This window comes from Fontibacillus forbon (assembly GCF_046559655.1).
Classification (GTDB): Bacteria; Bacillota; Bacilli; order Paenibacillales; family Paenibacillaceae; genus Fontibacillus.
On sequence record NZ_JBKGFV010000005.1, the window covers coordinates 27,927 to 44,020 of the forward strand.

At 50.5% G+C, this 16,094-nt stretch carries 14 protein-coding genes and 1 pseudogene; 8 read left to right on the forward strand and 7 right to left on the reverse strand.

The annotated features are described in order from the left end of the window. Positions 1 to 151: 151 nt before the first annotated feature. A complete protein-coding gene (locus tag ACLB09_RS19040; protein ID WP_410771436.1) occupies positions 152 to 1,927 on the reverse strand; it encodes a SulP family inorganic anion transporter in 1,776 nt (591 codons plus the stop codon). A gap of 33 nt (positions 1,928 to 1,960) precedes the next feature. After that, on the reverse strand, positions 1,961 to 2,290 hold the full coding sequence (locus ACLB09_RS19045) for an ArsR/SmtB family transcription factor (RefSeq protein WP_114498759.1): 330 nt from the start codon (positions 2,288 to 2,290) through the stop codon (positions 1,961 to 1,963). Between the two features lie 206 nt (positions 2,291 to 2,496). On the opposite strand from ACLB09_RS19045, the gene ACLB09_RS19050 reads away from it, so the two are divergent. From ACLB09_RS19050 to ACLB09_RS19065, 4 genes are all read left to right on the forward strand, one after another. Beyond that, entirely contained in the window at positions 2,497 to 2,823 is a 327-nt protein-coding gene (locus ACLB09_RS19050) for an antibiotic biosynthesis monooxygenase (RefSeq protein ID WP_410771437.1), read from the forward strand. A gap of 196 nt (positions 2,824 to 3,019) precedes the next feature. Then, positions 3,020 to 3,802: an exodeoxyribonuclease III gene (locus ACLB09_RS19055; protein ID WP_410771438.1), complete on the forward strand. Its 783-nt coding sequence runs from the start codon at positions 3,020 to 3,022 to the stop codon at positions 3,800 to 3,802. Between the two features lie 165 nt (positions 3,803 to 3,967). After that, positions 3,968 to 4,882: a helix-turn-helix domain-containing protein gene (locus ACLB09_RS19060; RefSeq protein WP_410771439.1), complete on the forward strand. Its 915-nt coding sequence runs from the start codon at positions 3,968 to 3,970 to the stop codon at positions 4,880 to 4,882. 108 nt (positions 4,883 to 4,990) lie between these two features. After that, positions 4,991 to 5,887, forward strand: a complete 897-nt coding sequence (locus ACLB09_RS19065; RefSeq protein WP_410771440.1) for an MBL fold metallo-hydrolase — start codon at positions 4,991 to 4,993, stop codon at positions 5,885 to 5,887. Between the two features lie 1,317 nt (positions 5,888 to 7,204). On the opposite strand, the pseudogene ACLB09_RS19070 reads toward ACLB09_RS19065, so the two are convergent. Further along, positions 7,205 to 8,032, reverse strand: a pseudogene (locus ACLB09_RS19070) (VanZ family protein); the annotation flags it as partial. Between the two features lie 208 nt (positions 8,033 to 8,240). Here ACLB09_RS19070 and ACLB09_RS19075 point away from each other — a divergent pair. The 3 genes from ACLB09_RS19075 to ACLB09_RS19085 all read left to right on the forward strand — a co-directional run bounded on the left by ACLB09_RS19075 (position 8,241) and on the right by ACLB09_RS19085 (position 11,361). Then, positions 8,241 to 9,071, forward strand: coding sequence for a DUF6492 family protein (locus ACLB09_RS19075; RefSeq protein WP_410771441.1), 831 nt, complete (start codon positions 8,241 to 8,243; stop codon positions 9,069 to 9,071). 39 nt (positions 9,072 to 9,110) lie between these two features. Next, positions 9,111 to 10,469: a sugar phosphate nucleotidyltransferase gene (locus ACLB09_RS19080; RefSeq protein WP_410771442.1), complete on the forward strand. Its 1,359-nt coding sequence runs from the start codon at positions 9,111 to 9,113 to the stop codon at positions 10,467 to 10,469. A gap of 124 nt (positions 10,470 to 10,593) precedes the next feature. Next, the gene (locus ACLB09_RS19085; protein WP_410771443.1) at positions 10,594 to 11,361 is read left to right on the forward strand and encodes a YheC/YheD family protein; all 768 of its coding nucleotides are present in this window, start codon (positions 10,594 to 10,596) and stop codon (positions 11,359 to 11,361) included. Positions 11,362 to 11,453: 92 nt separating this feature from the next. Here ACLB09_RS19085 and ACLB09_RS19090 read toward each other — a convergent pair whose 3' ends face one another. The 4 genes from ACLB09_RS19090 to ACLB09_RS19105 all read right to left on the reverse strand — a co-directional run bounded on the left by ACLB09_RS19090 (position 11,454) and on the right by ACLB09_RS19105 (position 14,424). Further along, positions 11,454 to 12,494: a hypothetical protein gene (locus tag ACLB09_RS19090; protein WP_410771444.1), complete on the reverse strand. Its 1,041-nt coding sequence runs from the start codon at positions 12,492 to 12,494 to the stop codon at positions 11,454 to 11,456. Positions 12,495 to 12,497: 3 nt separating this feature from the next. Beyond that, the gene (locus ACLB09_RS19095) at positions 12,498 to 12,842 is read right to left on the reverse strand and encodes a PadR family transcriptional regulator (RefSeq protein WP_410771445.1); all 345 of its coding nucleotides are present in this window, start codon (positions 12,840 to 12,842) and stop codon (positions 12,498 to 12,500) included. 233 nt (positions 12,843 to 13,075) lie between these two features. Continuing rightward, entirely contained in the window at positions 13,076 to 13,900 is an 825-nt protein-coding gene (locus ACLB09_RS19100) for an SDR family oxidoreductase (RefSeq protein WP_410771446.1), read from the reverse strand. Between the two features lie 74 nt (positions 13,901 to 13,974). Beyond that, on the reverse strand, positions 13,975 to 14,424 hold the full coding sequence (locus ACLB09_RS19105; protein WP_410771447.1) for a MarR family winged helix-turn-helix transcriptional regulator: 450 nt from the start codon (positions 14,422 to 14,424) through the stop codon (positions 13,975 to 13,977). Positions 14,425 to 14,637: 213 nt separating this feature from the next. On the opposite strand from ACLB09_RS19105, the gene ACLB09_RS19110 reads away from it, so the two are divergent. After that, on the forward strand, positions 14,638 to 16,047 hold the full coding sequence (locus tag ACLB09_RS19110) for a deoxyguanosinetriphosphate triphosphohydrolase family protein (RefSeq protein WP_410771448.1): 1,410 nt from the start codon (positions 14,638 to 14,640) through the stop codon (positions 16,045 to 16,047). The last annotated feature ends 47 nt before the right edge of the window (positions 16,048 to 16,094 follow it).

Below are 16,094 nucleotides of genomic sequence, written 5' to 3' on the forward strand. Positions count from 1 at the left end.
AGTTATAATATAATTACATATCCAAATAAAGTAAAGCCCCTCCAGGTACCTGAGTCCGTTATCGGCCAGTTCCTGAAAGGGCTTATATTATTGGTTCGTATTATCGGTTGCTCTTAAGCACCCTAGACTTGTTCTAGGGCGGGACAAAGGACTAAACCGGCTGCTGTCCGGACCGAACGCGCGGCGAAGGCTGGGAACCGGGCTGAGCAACATAATCAAGTCCGCTGAAACCGGTGCATTCGCGGAAGGCGAAGTGCCGGCAACCCCGGCATTTTTCACCGTTCAAGGTATTCAAGGCGTAACTCAATGCTTCGCCCGTATGTTCAAAAAAGTGCTGCTCCCCGATGAGGTTCAGCCCACCCGTCTTCATGAGCAGCCTTTGGGGCTGAGGCCGGATTCCGCTGATAATGACGTTGGCCCCGATTCCATGCAGGCGTTTGACCAGGGCCAGGAAGTGGGCTTCCCCCGTCGTATCCATAAACGGGACCTTACCCATTCGAAGAATGACTGCCCTTAAATCCGGCCCGCTCTCCATGATAGAAGCAAGATTGGCAAACGTCTGCGATGCGCCGAAAAACAGCGGACCGTCTACGGTAAAGATGGAGACCTGAGGACAGTCATGATCTTTGGCTACTACGTGGGTTGCCACTTTCTCTCTAAGATTCGACCGGTCGGGCAGCACTTTATCCACGCTGAGCAGGTCGCTCATCCGTTTGATAAACAGCAGTACAGCCAGCACGAGTCCAACTTCCACCGCCGTCGTTAATGTGGTAAAGACCGTAAGCAGAAACGTTACAAGCAAAATGATGGTGTCGCTGGTTCGGGTTTTGAGCAGCTTGGCAAACGCTTTGCGTTCGCTCATGTTCCAGGCGACCATCATCAGGATTGGCGCCATGCTCGCCAGCGGGATGTTTGAAGCATAAGGCGCGAACAAGATGACGACGAGCAGAACGACCACGCCGTGGATGATCCCGGAAATAGGGGATACCGCCCCGTTTTTGATGTTGGTCGCCGTCCGTGCGATCGCGCCCGTAGCAGGGATGCCGCCGAAAAACGGGGTAATGATGTTGGCGATCCCTTGGCCGACCAATTCCCGGTTGCTGTTATGGCGCGTTCCCGTCATGCCGTCGGCGACCACGGCCGAGAGCAGCGATTCGATGCTCCCGAGCAGGGCGATGATAAGCGCCGGTTGAAGCATCGTGCCGACGCGGTCCCAGGTGAGGGAAATCGGGTGCAGCCCCGGGAATCCGCCCGGAATCGCCCCGTAGGCGGAGCCGATCGTCGCCACTTTGCCGGGGAAGAGCCATAGCGCAACCAAGGTGGAGACGAGAATGCCGACAAGGGAACCGGGTACCTTGGGAAGCACCTTCGGCGTCAGCAAAAGGGCTGCCAGGCAAATGCAGGCGATCAAAATGCTATAGAGATTCAGGGAAGGGAGGCGCAGGACGATTTCTTTCATATTTTCAAAGAAATATTCATGCCGTTCCATATTCCGGAGTCCGAGGAAGCCCGCGATCTGACCGCTGAATATCGTTACCGCAATGCCAGCCGTAAAACCGATGGTCACCGGACGCGGTATAAACTTTATCAAAGTGCCCAGTCTGAGAAGCCCCATCAGCAGCAGCATAATCCCCGCGAGAAAACCTGCGATCAGAAGATTCTCGTATCCGTACTGCATTACGATGGCCAATAGGATCGGTATGAACGCGCCTGTCGGGCCTCCGATCTGAAATCTCGATCCGCCCAGAAGCGAAATCAGAATACCCGCGACGATGGTCGTATACAGCCCGTATTCGGGCTTGACGCCCGAGGCGATGGCAAATGCCATGCCCAGGGGAATCGCGACGATGCCGACGATGCATCCGGAAATTAAGTCTTTTCGTAATGAACCTGCGTGATAATCTTTATACCGCCCACTCCACTTCATCCAAAACCCTTCTTTTCTATAGATATGTTGATCTTATTTTTCTTTGCGGATTCCCTCCAATAACGAAATCGACTCGACCAGATGATTATCGAAAATTTGCCGGGCCACCGCCAGTAGATCCTTGATCAGCGGATCGCGGAGCGAATAGACGACGGTCGTGCCCTCTTTTACCGTGTTGACCAGATTCTTGGCCCGGAGTACGGATAACTGTTGCGATACGGCGGAGCCTTCGGATCCCACGATGCTCTGCAGCTCATTGACGTTCCGTTCGCCTTCACAGAGAACCTCGAGGATACGGATGCGCATCGGGTGGGCCAGTGCTTTGAAAAACTCGGCTTTAAACTGCTGCAAGCTTACGTCCATGGAACAAAGCTCCTTTCATGCGAGAACTGATTATATTTTATTATATTCAAAGATTTGAATATATTGAATGATATTCATCATAAGGGATACGGAAAAATGACGGAGCAACCTTGTTTTATTGACAATGATAATTATTATCAACTAGAATGGATTATATTGAATTAACCGTTTGACCGGTTTATTTATTTCAGAGGAGGCGTGGTCCCTTGTTTATTATGACAAGAACGATCTTGGTAGAAAAAGGAAATAGCGACAAAGTGGTTGAGAGATTCAGCGGAGAGGGTCCGATGGACAATATGGACGGGCTCGTTGACATCAGCGTGATGGTGAACACCAAGAGCAAAGAGCAGGAAGAAGTCGTGGTAGTCATCCGTTGGGAGTCTCAGGAGGCTTGGAAGAACTGGGAGAAGAGCGATGCACATATCCAGGGCCATAAGGACAATCGCGGGAAACAGCCGCCGGCTTATGTCCTTAGCACAGAGGTTAAACTGTATGAAGGCGAAGTCGTCAAGCGGGGCAGAGCTTATCGTTGAGGAACGGTCTCGTTATCAATTAAGTCGAGGTTATGCAACCAACTATGTATGAACCTGCCGCTCTTAAGGGCGGCTTTTTGACATTTGTAGTCTAGCTAGCGTGCGATTTGACAGGCATTTTTAATAGAGGGTAAGATTTGATAGACATGTTATGATAAATATGAATCCAGAAATTACAGGCAAGGAGATAGATAGTATGAAACTGGTATCCTGGAATGTCAACGGCTTAAGGGCCTGCGTGAATAAAGGATTTTACGATTATTTCAAAGCTGTGGATGCGGATATTTTTTGTCTGCAGGAAACCAAGCTTCAGGAAGGGCAAATCATACTGGAGCTGGGAGATGAATATGAGCAGTATTGGAATTATGCCGAGAAAAAAGGATATTCGGGAACGGCCGTGTTTACCCGGAATAAACCGCTATCCGTGCGTTATGGTATAGAAGAAGATAGCGAGCCGGAGGGCAGGACGCTGACCCTGGAGTTCGAGGGTTTCTACCTTGTCAATGTATATACGCCGAACGCGAAACGCGACCTGGCCCGGCTGGGTTACAGAATGGAATGGGAGGATCGCTTCCGCAGCTACTTGCTGGAGTTGGACAGCCGCAAACCGGTGATCGTATGTGGGGACCTCAATGTCGCGCATCAGGAAATCGATTTGAAAAATCCGAAATCGAATTTTGGAAATGCCGGCTTTACGCCGGAAGAGCGGGATAAGATGACAAAATTGCTGGGCGCCGGTTTTGTGGATACGTTCCGGCATTTCTATCCCGACCGGGAGAATGTGTACAGTTGGTGGTCTTATATGCCTAAGGTACGGGAGCGGAACGTGGGCTGGCGCATCGATTATTTTCTGGCTTCTTCCAGGCTTGCACCGCATTTGCTGGACGCAGGAATCGACTGCCATGTCATGGGCAGCGATCATTGCCCGGTGTTGTTGAACGTTGCGGAGACTGCAACACGGCAAGCTCAAACGGTATAATTTATATCCTATAAGAATGAAGAACGTCCTATTGTCGGTGTAACGCGGCAGGGGCGTTTTTTTCTATGTAAAAATCGCTGCTGCCTATTATTGACATACTCCAAGTTCTGGAATTACATTTAACATAGATTGGAAATTGCGAAGGAAGCAGGGGGAAGTCAAGATATGGATTTGATCACGTTGGGGCGATTGCATTATCCGGGTCTGATTCATGTCATGAGATGTGACCTGGAGACGATGCAAGAGGGGAATATCGGAGTCGATTCCAGATATCGACTGATTTTGATTGAAGAAGGTAACGGAATCATCGAAGTGGACTCACAAATCTACAGGTTAATTTCCCCTGTTCTATTTTGTCTCAATGAAACATCGACCTTAAATATTTCCAAATGTGCTCAGCTAAAGACGAAGGCGGTTTATTTCAATCCGGATATCATTAACAATCGTTTTACGTTTGAAAATCTCTTAAATCCGGTAGAGCTTGAGGGAAGCGATTCACAAGATTTATGGGGATTGAACCCGTTCCTTGAACGATCGCCCTCTTATAATGGTTCCATACCTGTGGACAGCGTTACTGCGCGCCACATCGCAAATAGGTTGGAGCATATAGATAAGATCCTTGTGACTCAGAGCGATACTTATTGGCCATGCCGAAGCAGATCTTATTTAATGGAGTTATTGTTTTTTGTTAGCCGAAACTATAAATTGACAAATGTCCCCCCTGAAATTCCGTTGGATTCCACGGTAGATGAACTGAAGCCCGTTATTGCATATCTGCATACTCATTATCGGGAGAAGATCAAGCTCGAGCAGCTCACCCAGCTTTTTCATACGAACAAAACAACCTTAAATTCAAAATTCCGAACCCGTACGGGGCAATCCGTCATGGCCTATCTGGGAAATATTCGAATGCATACCGCCGCTGCGTTACTACGCAATACGCTTCTTCCGATGGATGAAATCCTGACCATGATTGGATTGAATGATGATGCTAACTTTATACGCAGCTTTCGAAACTACGCTGGATGCACACCAACCGAATACCGGAAGCTTCACTGTTGGATGATACCCCGAGCTTAAAGAAATTGTCGATTCACAGTTATACACTATCGATAAGCCCTGTTCCCGTTAAGATGGCTACGGTACAATCACTTTCATCAAGACATATCTTAAGGGGGATTCATGAATATGAAGGCCAAACGGCGGTTTCCGATGTGGATCATGCTTATTGTTCTGGTACTATGGCTGGCGGGTTGCAAAGGGGAAGTAAACGGCAACGGTAACCAAGAGGCAGACGACGCGGTAGCGGAGAACTCCGTGCAGCAGAAAGAGGCCGTGGGAACTACCGGGCAGCAGCCCCAAGAGGAAAAAGAAGCTATCGAGCTGGATACGGATACACTCAAAAATGATTCGGGCAAGACCATGATCAAGCTGCTTACGACCTCCACGGAAACAGCGAGGCATGACTCTTATGCCATCGTTTCTTCCAAAGGAACCGTTATTGTTGCCGATCCAAACCTCGTCCCAAGCTCGAAGGGCCTTATTAAAGCGGATGTCGTTACAGTGAGCCATACGCATCCGGATCATTCGGATCCGCAATTTTTAGCGCCATACTTAAAACAAGAGATTAAAGGAAGCCGGGTCTCTCGTTACCAGGAGGAGACGTTTACGGTAAATGACGTTAAAGTGACGGGGATCCCAGCGAGCCATAGCAGCGAATTCGATCCCGCCAATCCTTCGGATATGATTTATTTGTTTGAGGTAGACGGACTCAGAATCGCTCATTTTGGAGATATGGCACAGACCGAATTGACGGAAGGTCAGCTTAAGGCGCTCGGAAAAATCGATGTTTCCATTTCTGTTTTTTCCGATGCCGGCGGATACGGGTTCAGCAAGGATAAAACCGTGAGAGCGCTGGAACAGCTTAAACCAGCCATCGTGATGCCGGGACATTACGAACCGGAAACAGCGGATTATATTCTGGAAAAACTGAAGATTGAGGATAACACGGAAAGCGACATGCTGCTCGTTAGCAGGGAAGACATCGATAGTCAGAGTGCTTGGCGATATGTGTTGTTAAAATAGGATTAAGCAGGATGATCTACGCGCGAGCATCGTCCGGATCGACGAGAAACCCAGGTCGTTAAGACATTGGGTTTTTCTTTTTATTTGATTTGCATTTTACGCCACATTCCTCATGGTTTGCATGAGGCTTTTTTTGGCATAAGCGGGTTTACTATATGCAAAATCCGATTACTTAAAAGGCTGCGGAAAACTTCGACGGTTGATTTACTAACTTAATAAATGTGATCCTTCGACTATTGATTTACTAACTCACTAAATGCGACAAATGCGATCCTTCGACTTCTGATGTACTATCCCGCTAACTGCGATCTATCGACGGTTGATTCCAACTAACTCACTAACTCCGCCCCCTCGACTTACACAATAGATGGATTTCCTACAGCTAATTTTGGCCGTGTGCCCGCATTGGTAGAAATAGCTGGAAAACCTACAGCTAATTTAGAGGGTTTAGCCGATTTGGTGCATTTTGAGGGGAAATAACTGTAGGTTATCCAGTTAAAACTCAGGGTGACGCAAAAAACGCAAAAAATAACTGGAGGTTTTCCAGTTATTTTTGCGTTGCGTTGATAGCGAGAGAGGCGATTCTTGCGGAACGTTCGTCGGCATTTAAACGAAGCACTAACCGGAATTACGTCCGGAGTTGTTCGCTCAAACTTTCCCTCCATCTGTAGCCGCAGATGCTTTCCATATGATCTTGTGCTGTGTTTTGCTGATTTTTTCGTAGAACAGCTGGGGATCTTTTTGAAACAAATGCTTGATTACATGAATGAAGAACCATAGATCCGACAATAGAACGAGTACGCCCAGAAACATTCTCGAGATTCCCGGAAGTTCTCCGGACGAAAATGCAAGCATCCGGTTTAAGCCGAATAACAGCCAGTAAAGGATACCGTAGCGCAGAATAAGCGCGAATAATGATACCCGGCCTTCCCGGCCACCCCCGCTCTTCCCGCGTTTTGCCGCCTCCGTGGTACCTTCGCTACGCAGATTATTTGTGCCACCGATCGCGCTTTCTCCACTACGCAAATTAGATGCGCCACCGACCACGCTTTCTCCGCGATTCGCAGCATTCTCATCGCCAGTATCGTGCAGATAATTTGCACTCGTCAAGCCCTGACCCTTGCCACGGCCCGCAAGACCGGCCAAGAGTGCCGCGGCTTCGGCGGTAGGATCGTCGTCGTAGACCGGTCGATCCGCATGGACTCCGCCGCCGCGATGCGCATGCGGTTGATCCGCACTGCCGGCACTGCCGGTGGCCGGCTGTACGACCGTCCGATTACGGCCATCATCTGCTGTGGCCGTGGGTGCCGTGGCCGCGCCCGTAAGCCGGATTCGCACCAGCCATTTGCCGAAGGTGACGCCGCCGGTGAAATACGGTAGCAGTATAAAGTAGATGCCGGTGCTTACGAAATAGGCGGCGGGAACCCCCAGCTTGTAACAAATCGTCATGAGCAAGACGCAGATGACGATATCGAACATCCACGCCAGGCCCCGGCGGGTGTAGGAGACTCTTTTTGCCGACAGATCCACGCCCTTGTCGAGATGCTCAATCCGGGGCAGCAGGCCGGAAAGCCACTCCGCAGCCATGAAGCCGACCATCCCTCCAAGGGTATTGGTCATCAGGTCATCCACGTCGAACACGCGATAAGGATGGTCGAAGATACCGTAAATTCCTGTCAATTGCGTAACCTCGAAGAAGATTGACAGAAGAAACGAGAGCAGCAGGCAGCGTAAAGGGCCGAACCGGAAATAGTAGCGGACCAGCATCCCGAACGGAATGGTAAGCAGTACGTTGAACAGCACCTGCAGGACGGCACGCTCTTTGAGCAAATGCAGGTAAGTTGAGGGCACTCCTTTTACGACGGCGGTTTCTTTGAGGATGTCCTGAATAAAGTTAAACGGGACAAGCTGCATCGTCCCTCCACCCATCGGCACATTATGCCGGGTCGCAGGGAAGGGCAGCATGACCAGAAACACGGCATTCATGAGATAGAGCAGAAACAGGTACAGTACGAAGGCTCTGACCTTGTTTATATAACCGTGCCTGCGGTACTGGACCACGAGAAACGGCAGCGTAAACGCCAATGCCGCTACGGGAAAAGCCATAAAGGCATAGGCGATAGGAAACAGATAAGACTCAAACACGATAGTGGCCTCCTTTCTAGCGGCATAAAAAATGAAGAAGTTAAAGCTTGATGAGTTTTAGGACTGTTTTACATCTTATCATACGGAGTTTAAAGCCGGGTTTAAGTTTTGGTTAAAAAAATCGAAACCCTTTTCGGGCATAAGGCCCTTTCGTGTGCTACGGGGAATTCATATGCTATTGCAACTTTACAGATATGGAGTTGAAGCTATGTCTCTAAGCCCGACCGGCCGTATCAGCGCGGCCGCCACGATTGATGTGCTGATCCCGGCGATCGAGAAAGATCTGGGCACGCTTCCCTATGTGATTGACGCCGTGAGAACAAAGGTACAACATCCCATCGGACAGATTATCATTATTGCTCCGAAAAGACAAAGGATGATCGAATTTTGCCGCTCCAAGGGCTGCCGATTTGTCGACGAGAACACGGTATTGCCGCTGACCAAGCAAGATATCTCCTACGGTTCGTCCAAGTGGGAACGGTCGGGATGGCTGTTCCAGCAGTTGCTCAAGCTGGGCGGAGACCGGCTTTGCAGCGCGAATTATTTTCTGGTCATCGATGCTGATACCGTGCTGATTACGCCGCATCGATTCCGCTCCGGAGGAAAGAGCATCTTTTACTGCCGAAACTGGAGCCAGCCGCAGTACTTCGCGACGTACAAGAGATTAATGGGCCGGAAGGTGTCCTCGTCTTCTTCTTTCGTCACCCATTATATGCTCTTCGAAAAGGCGAAGCTTTCCCGGATGAAAAGAGAGATCGAGGCGAGACACGGAATGCCGTGGTATAAAGCTATTATTCGGAGCATGGACCGAAAAAAGCAATTCGCCTTTTCCGAATACGAAACCTACGGGAACTATGTCTATTCCACGGATCGTTCAGGGGTCTTGCTCCGCAAAGCCCGTAACAAGAGCTTGCACGGTAGTCCCGGAGAAATCGGCAAACCGCGGCTCGCCAAACTGGCAAGATCCTACCGTTCGCTTTCTTTTCATAAACGGAAGGGCTATGTGAGAACGCCTGGGGGAAGCCGTTCCAGAAAATAAGGGTCCGGGTTGACACTGAATGATGGGGAGGGGGTTCATTTGCGGATTGTTCTCCTGTCGGGCGGTTCGGGCAAGCGGCTGTGGCCGCTGTCGAATGAAGTAAGGTCCAAAGCGTTCCTGAGGCTGCTGCGGTCTCCGGACGGCGGGATGGAATCGATGATCGGGCGGACTTGCCGGGGGTTGAAGGAAGCGGGGCTGCTGCATTGCTGCTGTATCGTTACTCATCACACGCAAGTTGAAATTACGAGGCATCACACGGGCGGAGGCATACCGGTGCTAGGGGAACCGCAGAAACGCGGTACCTTTACGGCGATTGCCTTGGCTGCCGCTTATTTTCATTCCGTGGCGGGGGCCGACCTTGACGAGACGGTGATCGTGATGCCGGTCGACTCGTTTGTGGAGCCCTCCTTCTTCAAGCTGCTAAGAAGGCTGCCGGTTGCGCTTGCGAATTCCGGCGCCGACATGGCGCTGCTTGGCACCGTACCGCGCTTCCCTTCGGACGCCTTTGGCTATATTGTGCCGAAGGCCGGGAAACCGGCGGGCGGATATTATGAAGTCGGGAGTTTCATTGAGAAGCCGGACAAGGCTATTGCGGAGGCCTTAATTTCGCAGGGAGCATTATGGAATTGCGGCGTTTTTGCTTGCAATCAGCGCTATTTGCTGTCCTGTATGGCGGACAGGGGGATCATTCCCCACTACAGCGGGATGCTGAAACGGTACGACAGCCTGCCGCAGGAAAGTTTTGACCGCGAGGTGGTTGAACAAACGTCGCGGTCGGTCGTTTTGCCCTATGACGGGATCTGGAATGACCTTGGAAGCTGGGATGAGCTATCACGATATCTGGAGAGCCGAATTATAGGAAAGGGCAAAATTTCGGAGGATTCTTCGGATACCCATCTGGTCAATGAACTGGCCATTCCCATCCATATCGTCGGCGCTCCCGGCCTGATTGTCGCGGCAAGCACAGACGGGATTCTCGTAGCAGGTAAGCGTGAAGCCAGCCGGATCAAAAATGAACTGGAAGCCGGCTCCCCGCAGCCCATGTTCGAGGAAAAACGCTGGGGAAGCTGCTCTATCCTTGATATTTCTCAATCTCACCACGGCAGGGAAACGGTAATTTCGAAAGTCAGAATGCTTCCCGGCAAGCAAACCAGCTACCACCGGCACCGGGGCGTGAAAGAGGTATGGAGTATCTCCTCCGGTTCGGGCGAGTATGTCCTTGACGGGGTTGTACATCCCGTATCCGAGGGAGACAGCATCGTGATTCCTCCGGGTACGCCGCACGGCATAAAGGCGATTACTTTGCTGGAATTTATTCAGGTGGAGACCGGCCCACTGCCGGTAAAAGAGGATATTGAAAGATTGTCGCTGGATTGGAACTTTGAAATTCCCGAGTGAGAGGTCAGAACTTGACGACTTACAAATAGAGCATTATCCATTTCCAAGCATGGGAGAAGAGCATAGCATGTTGTAGCTCAATAAAGGCGAAATAAACAAGAGACTGTGACATTGGAGGATTGCAATGGGGACAACAGGACGGTCCACGCTCACAAGCAAATGGATAAAAACCAAAGTGCTGATGAAGAGCTCCGAGATCTCGCCGCTGATTCCGGAGACGGTCAGGTTCGGCCGGGAAAACCTGAAGACGATGCTGCATAAATACGGCATGGTCTATATCAAACCCGAGCGCGGGACTTACGGCAATGGCGTGATGAGAGCCGAAACGGCCCGGGAATCGGGCAGAATACTATATCAATACCAAAGCGGTACGAAGATCAAAAAGATGACGGACTTCGAGGCATTTTACCTTTCGCTAAAAAAGCAAATCCGCAGCCGGAGTTATCTGATACAAAAGGGGATCGTTCTTTTAAAACATAAGGATCGGCGCTTTGATCTGCGCGTGATGGTTCAGCTCAGCCCGAAGGGAAAATGGGAGACCACGGGTATGATCGGAAGAGTGGCGCAATCGGGCAAAATCGTCACCAACTATCACAATGGTGGCAAACCGACCTCTATTGAAAAGCTGCTGTCTCCCCATATGGATGCGGCCAAGCAGGCCTATTTAATCCATCGTCTCAAGAAACTGGGCGAGGATATCGGCCGGTTTTATCACAAAAAAAATCTCGGTTTCAAGCAGTTGGGCGTGGACGTGGGACTGGACCGCACGCTAACCCCGTGGATTATCGAAGTCAATACGAACCCGGATCCGTACATCTTTAATCAATTAAAAGATAAATCCATGTACCGCAAAGTCATGTCCTACCGGAGAGCCATAAAGAAGCGCAAGTGACCGCTAGGAAATAACCTTTCTCGATCGAAAAGCGTATGGCGCAGAATGTTCAGACATTCGCCACCATACGCTTTTTTTTGCTTAAGAAGTTCTTATTTCCATTTCAATGTAATAACTCCCGACGGCAATTTAACGCGATAAAACTTGTATATTTCCGAAATAACATCGATGACCGTGATCAGCGCGATTAAAAAGAATAGATTGTTAGTGACCGCGAGCCATATGGTTTTAATGACCTCGTAATCTTCGCCCGCTTGCGGAGCCAACCCGATGGCTTGAAGCTGACTCAAAAAGTCGGGGTTCCAGAAGCCCGCCGTATTCAGCAGAATGCCTGCAAACACCAGGGAAGCAAGGCTAAAACCGATATGGATGGCCAACAACGCGCCGGTGCGTCTGCGTACGATAATTTTGTAGGTTTCTTTCAAAACGGCCAGGATTCCCAAAATCGCTATGAAGGGAAGATACTTGCCGATGACGTCGGGATTCATGAGGGTAACGAGATGCCAAGTGTCGTTCTGATGTCTATAAACCCCTATGAGATCGGGGCTGAACATGAAGATGACCGTGAACAGGATCGTAAAAATGATGCCTGCCACCGGCTCCGCCAGCTTGATTTGCGACTTGGGATCCGGGATCGGCGGAAGATCGGCGGGAGACCATACTTTGGAGAATTCTCCGTTGCCGGCATATTTTTTCTGAATACCGTAATCGATAAGGGCAAAGGCGATAGTTACCCATACGAAGCCTTGGGAGCCCGTAGAAAACAGCGAAGCGAGATAACCGGTGAAATAGTCCAGGATCTCAGGCGGTTCCACGATCGATTCGATCGCGAACACTACGGTCATGGCGAGCAAAATGGCCAAAAGCACGATTTTGAGCGTAGATAGATAGGATTCAAACATTACCGGACTGATCAGATAACGGTCGTGGCCGCGGTATTTTGCCGCCATGGCGCTGGGATGGCCCAATTGGAGCAGCACTTTTTCGACGGCTTCGGGCGTGGGACCGGAAAGCGGCGCTTCCTCCTCCAACATGTCTTCAATCAGCCCGTACAGCTCTTTGCTGATATCTTCACGTTGCTGCTCCGGCAGACGCTGCGTCACGGCATAAACATAACGGTCTATCGTTTCCATGGTTTAACCTCCATCTTGATCGATAATATTTTGCATACTTGCGGTCAGTTCTTTCCATTCCCGGCATAATCCCTCGTAAACCTCGCGCCCAAACGCGGTTAATGCATAATATTTGCGGGGACGGGCTTCGTTGGTGTCCCAACTGCTCTCCAGGAGCATTTGTTTCTCCAGTCTTCTGAGCAGCGGGTAAAGGGTTCCGGGATCAATCGTCATCCCCTTTTCTTCCAGCACCGTTACGAGCGAGTAACCATATTGGGGCTCCGACAATTGACTGAGCACTCCGATGATGATCGTGCCTCTTCTCAGCTCGCTTAATATCCCTTGTATTGTTTCAGCAACATCAGCCATATTATCAACTCCTGGCATTATCATACTGTATGACACACACTATTGTAAATAGTCTATTATAATGTTTCACAAAATAATGATGTTTAAACAATTTCCGCACAAAAAAAGCAAAAGACCCGTACCGTAGCGCATGGATGAGTACGTCATGCAGCTCGCGACGTGCGCGGGAGCCGTACACGCAGTGAATAGTGGGTCTTTTGCCATAGGGTTATGGTTATATGGATGATCTTGTTCTATCGCTCGGCGCCGCAACCGAACATGGCTTGAAGCTCGTCCTTGATCGAGCGGAGCGGGGAGTTCGCAAGTCTTGCCAAATCGGGCGACACGTAGGTCATATCCGCCAGGGTAAGCATCTGGAAGACGGGATTGGACAAGCCGGGATCGGTCCTGCAGGCAACGGGGCGGCCAGTTACTTCCGCCAGAGACCGTGCCAAATCCTCCATATTCCAGGTTTCGGGAGCGGTCAATTCATAGGTTCTGTTCTCATGGCCTTCTTCGGTGAGGAGCGTTACGGCCGCTGCGGCCAAATCCTCTCTGGCCGTCGTATTAAAGGCCCATTCTCCAGGAGGGATCCGTAGTTCTCCGCTTTCGGCGGCCTCCCGGACGCCCAGAAATTTCAGAATGTCCATGTAGTAGGCGTTCCGCAGCAGGGTGTAAGGGATTCGGGACGCTTTAATGGCTTGTTCCGTCTGCAAATGAAGCTGGTGCAGCGGCAGTTTTCCTTGTTCCGGGCGGGTGATGCTCGTATAGAGAAGATGTTTTACGCCTGCCTTTTGCGCAGCTTCAACGGCATGGATATGCTGCTCGAGACGAACTTCGTCATTCTGGTGGGGAGAAGAGACCAACAGCAGCTTTGAAGCGCCGTAAAACGAAGCCTCAAGCGAAGCGGGTTCATCGTAATCGCCGTATCTCACTTCCACGCCGAGCGCGCTCCACTTCTTACCGGCCTCCGGCCTGCGCAGGCTTGCGACGATATGTTGCCCGGGCACTGCCTGAAGTAATTTCCTTAAAATATGTTGACCCAGGTGACCCGTTGCCCCAGTAACAATGATTTTCATGACCGTTTCCATCCCTTCGAAATAGGTTTAGGTTTATATAGTTAAATGTTTAACTAAATGCCCGCAAGAAACCTTTATTCGGGTTTCCTGTGCAGTTTATGAAGCAGGCTCAATAATTGCTTCATCTCCGCCTCGTCCAGGCTCTTCATATGATCCGCGACCGTCTCGCGATTTCCCGGCATTACATCCAGCAGCAGCTGCTCGCCTTCCGGCGACAGCACGATCCGGCGCTTGCGGCCGTCTTCGGGATGGCTCGAGGTGACAATATAGCCTAGCTGTTCCAGCGGAATCAGCATGGCGCTGATATTCGCTTTGGTGACGCCGATCCGGCCCGCAAGCACGGAGGGGAGGATATTTCCGCCCGCCTTGGCGATTTCGACGAGAATCCGGATTCGCGCTCCGTTTAATTGTTTGGAAAACCAATATTTTTCCGAAGCCGCTACCAGATGGGCCGTCGTATCCACCAGGGCGAAAAAAGTCCGGACTTCCAAAGGCTGCTCCAGCACATACTTTTGAATATTCACAATCAGTTCCTCCGGGTATTTAGTTAAAGGGTTAACTAAATGGATCGTACTACAGAGTCGCCGTCCCGTCAATTTTTAACGGCCATAATTCCAAACAAAGCTTTATGTTCCGCTCCCCGACGGCTACAATAGCATAAAGGTGATCATATCCCATGTAACGGAAGGCTAAGTTCTGCCAATAATAAGGCTGAAGTGATAAAAGGAGTGCGGTATATGAACATTCAAGAATTGAGGCAACATCGGCAGTATCCAGATAATATCGGCCATGAAACCAACCGGGCGACGTTCGAACGCGATTATTCCCGGCTGATTCACTCACCGACGTTTCGCCGCCTTCAGGGCAAATCGCAGGTGTTCGGGGCGGGCACGGGGGATTATTACCGGACACGGCTGACGCATTCGCTCGAGGTGGCGCAAATCGCCCGGGAAGCGGCGCGCAGTTTACTGCGGGCCTATCCGTCCGTGGCTACGGAAGCCGCGGAGCATCCGGGGCTGATCATCGATCCGGAAGTAGTGGAATGCGCGGCGATTTCCCATGATTTTGGCCATCCTCCGTTTGGTCACAAGGGGGAGGAAGTGCTGGAACATATTTTGGAGAACCTGATTGATAACAAATTCAAGCAGGAGTTGAAGGGACGGAGCGTTTCGCCTGAGGAGGCAGAGCAGATCCGGCAAGCCGTCACGCGGAAATACGAGCATTTTGAAGGTAATGCGCATAACTTCCGGCTTATGATGTTCCTGGAAAAACGGGAGAATATCGATGGCCTGAACCTGTCCGATGCGGTTCTGCTCGGAACCAATAAGTATCCTTTTCCCGGCACGGAAAATAAAAAGGGCTTGTACCGGCATGAGTGGGAATATATTTCGCATATTCGCGACCGGTGGAACATTCCTTATGGAAAAAAAACCTTTGAAGCGCAGCTTATGGATCTTTGCGATGATATAGCATACTCTGCCCATGATCTGGAGGATGGCATCAAGGCCGGCAAAATCGAAGTTCATGCTCATTTTCTGTTCGATTCGCATATTCAAAGGCTGATCGTAGAGAAGATTATGACGCTGGAGGATGACTTTTGGCAAAATTGGACCCCTGATCTGATCCAGATCAAAGTGGAGGAGGTGCTCACCTCGTTCCTGAACGTCTGGAATGCCAAAATGCCGATCTGCGATCACGACTACTCCCGGACCCGGCGCGAGGTCAAGGCCTACTGGGTCAGCCTGTTCGTGGGCAGCCTCGGCGTGATCGACGACGGCGACTGGCAAAAGGTGACTTTCGTGAAGGAAGGCCGGGAAGATAAAGACATGCTGCGTACCGTCAGCGTGCTAAAAAGTTTTGCCTGGGTAACGATGATCCGGGACCTGCGGGTTCAACGTCTGCAGAAGCGGAGCGCCTGGGTTATCAAACGGTTATGGGACGCCTTCGTTGACCCCGTTACCTCGAAATCGATCATTCCTGGGGACTGGCTGCGCCGTTTTGACCGGGATCAGCAGCAGGCCGATCCGATTTGGACCTGGGAGCACATGATCATCGACTACATAGCGGGTATGACGGACGCCTATGCCGAAAAGATTTACAATGAGCTTTACGGACTTAAAGTCGGTACGATCTACGATATGGATTAGTGGATATAAAAACAACAGTAAAGAGCCCCGAACCTGGATTCCTCTGG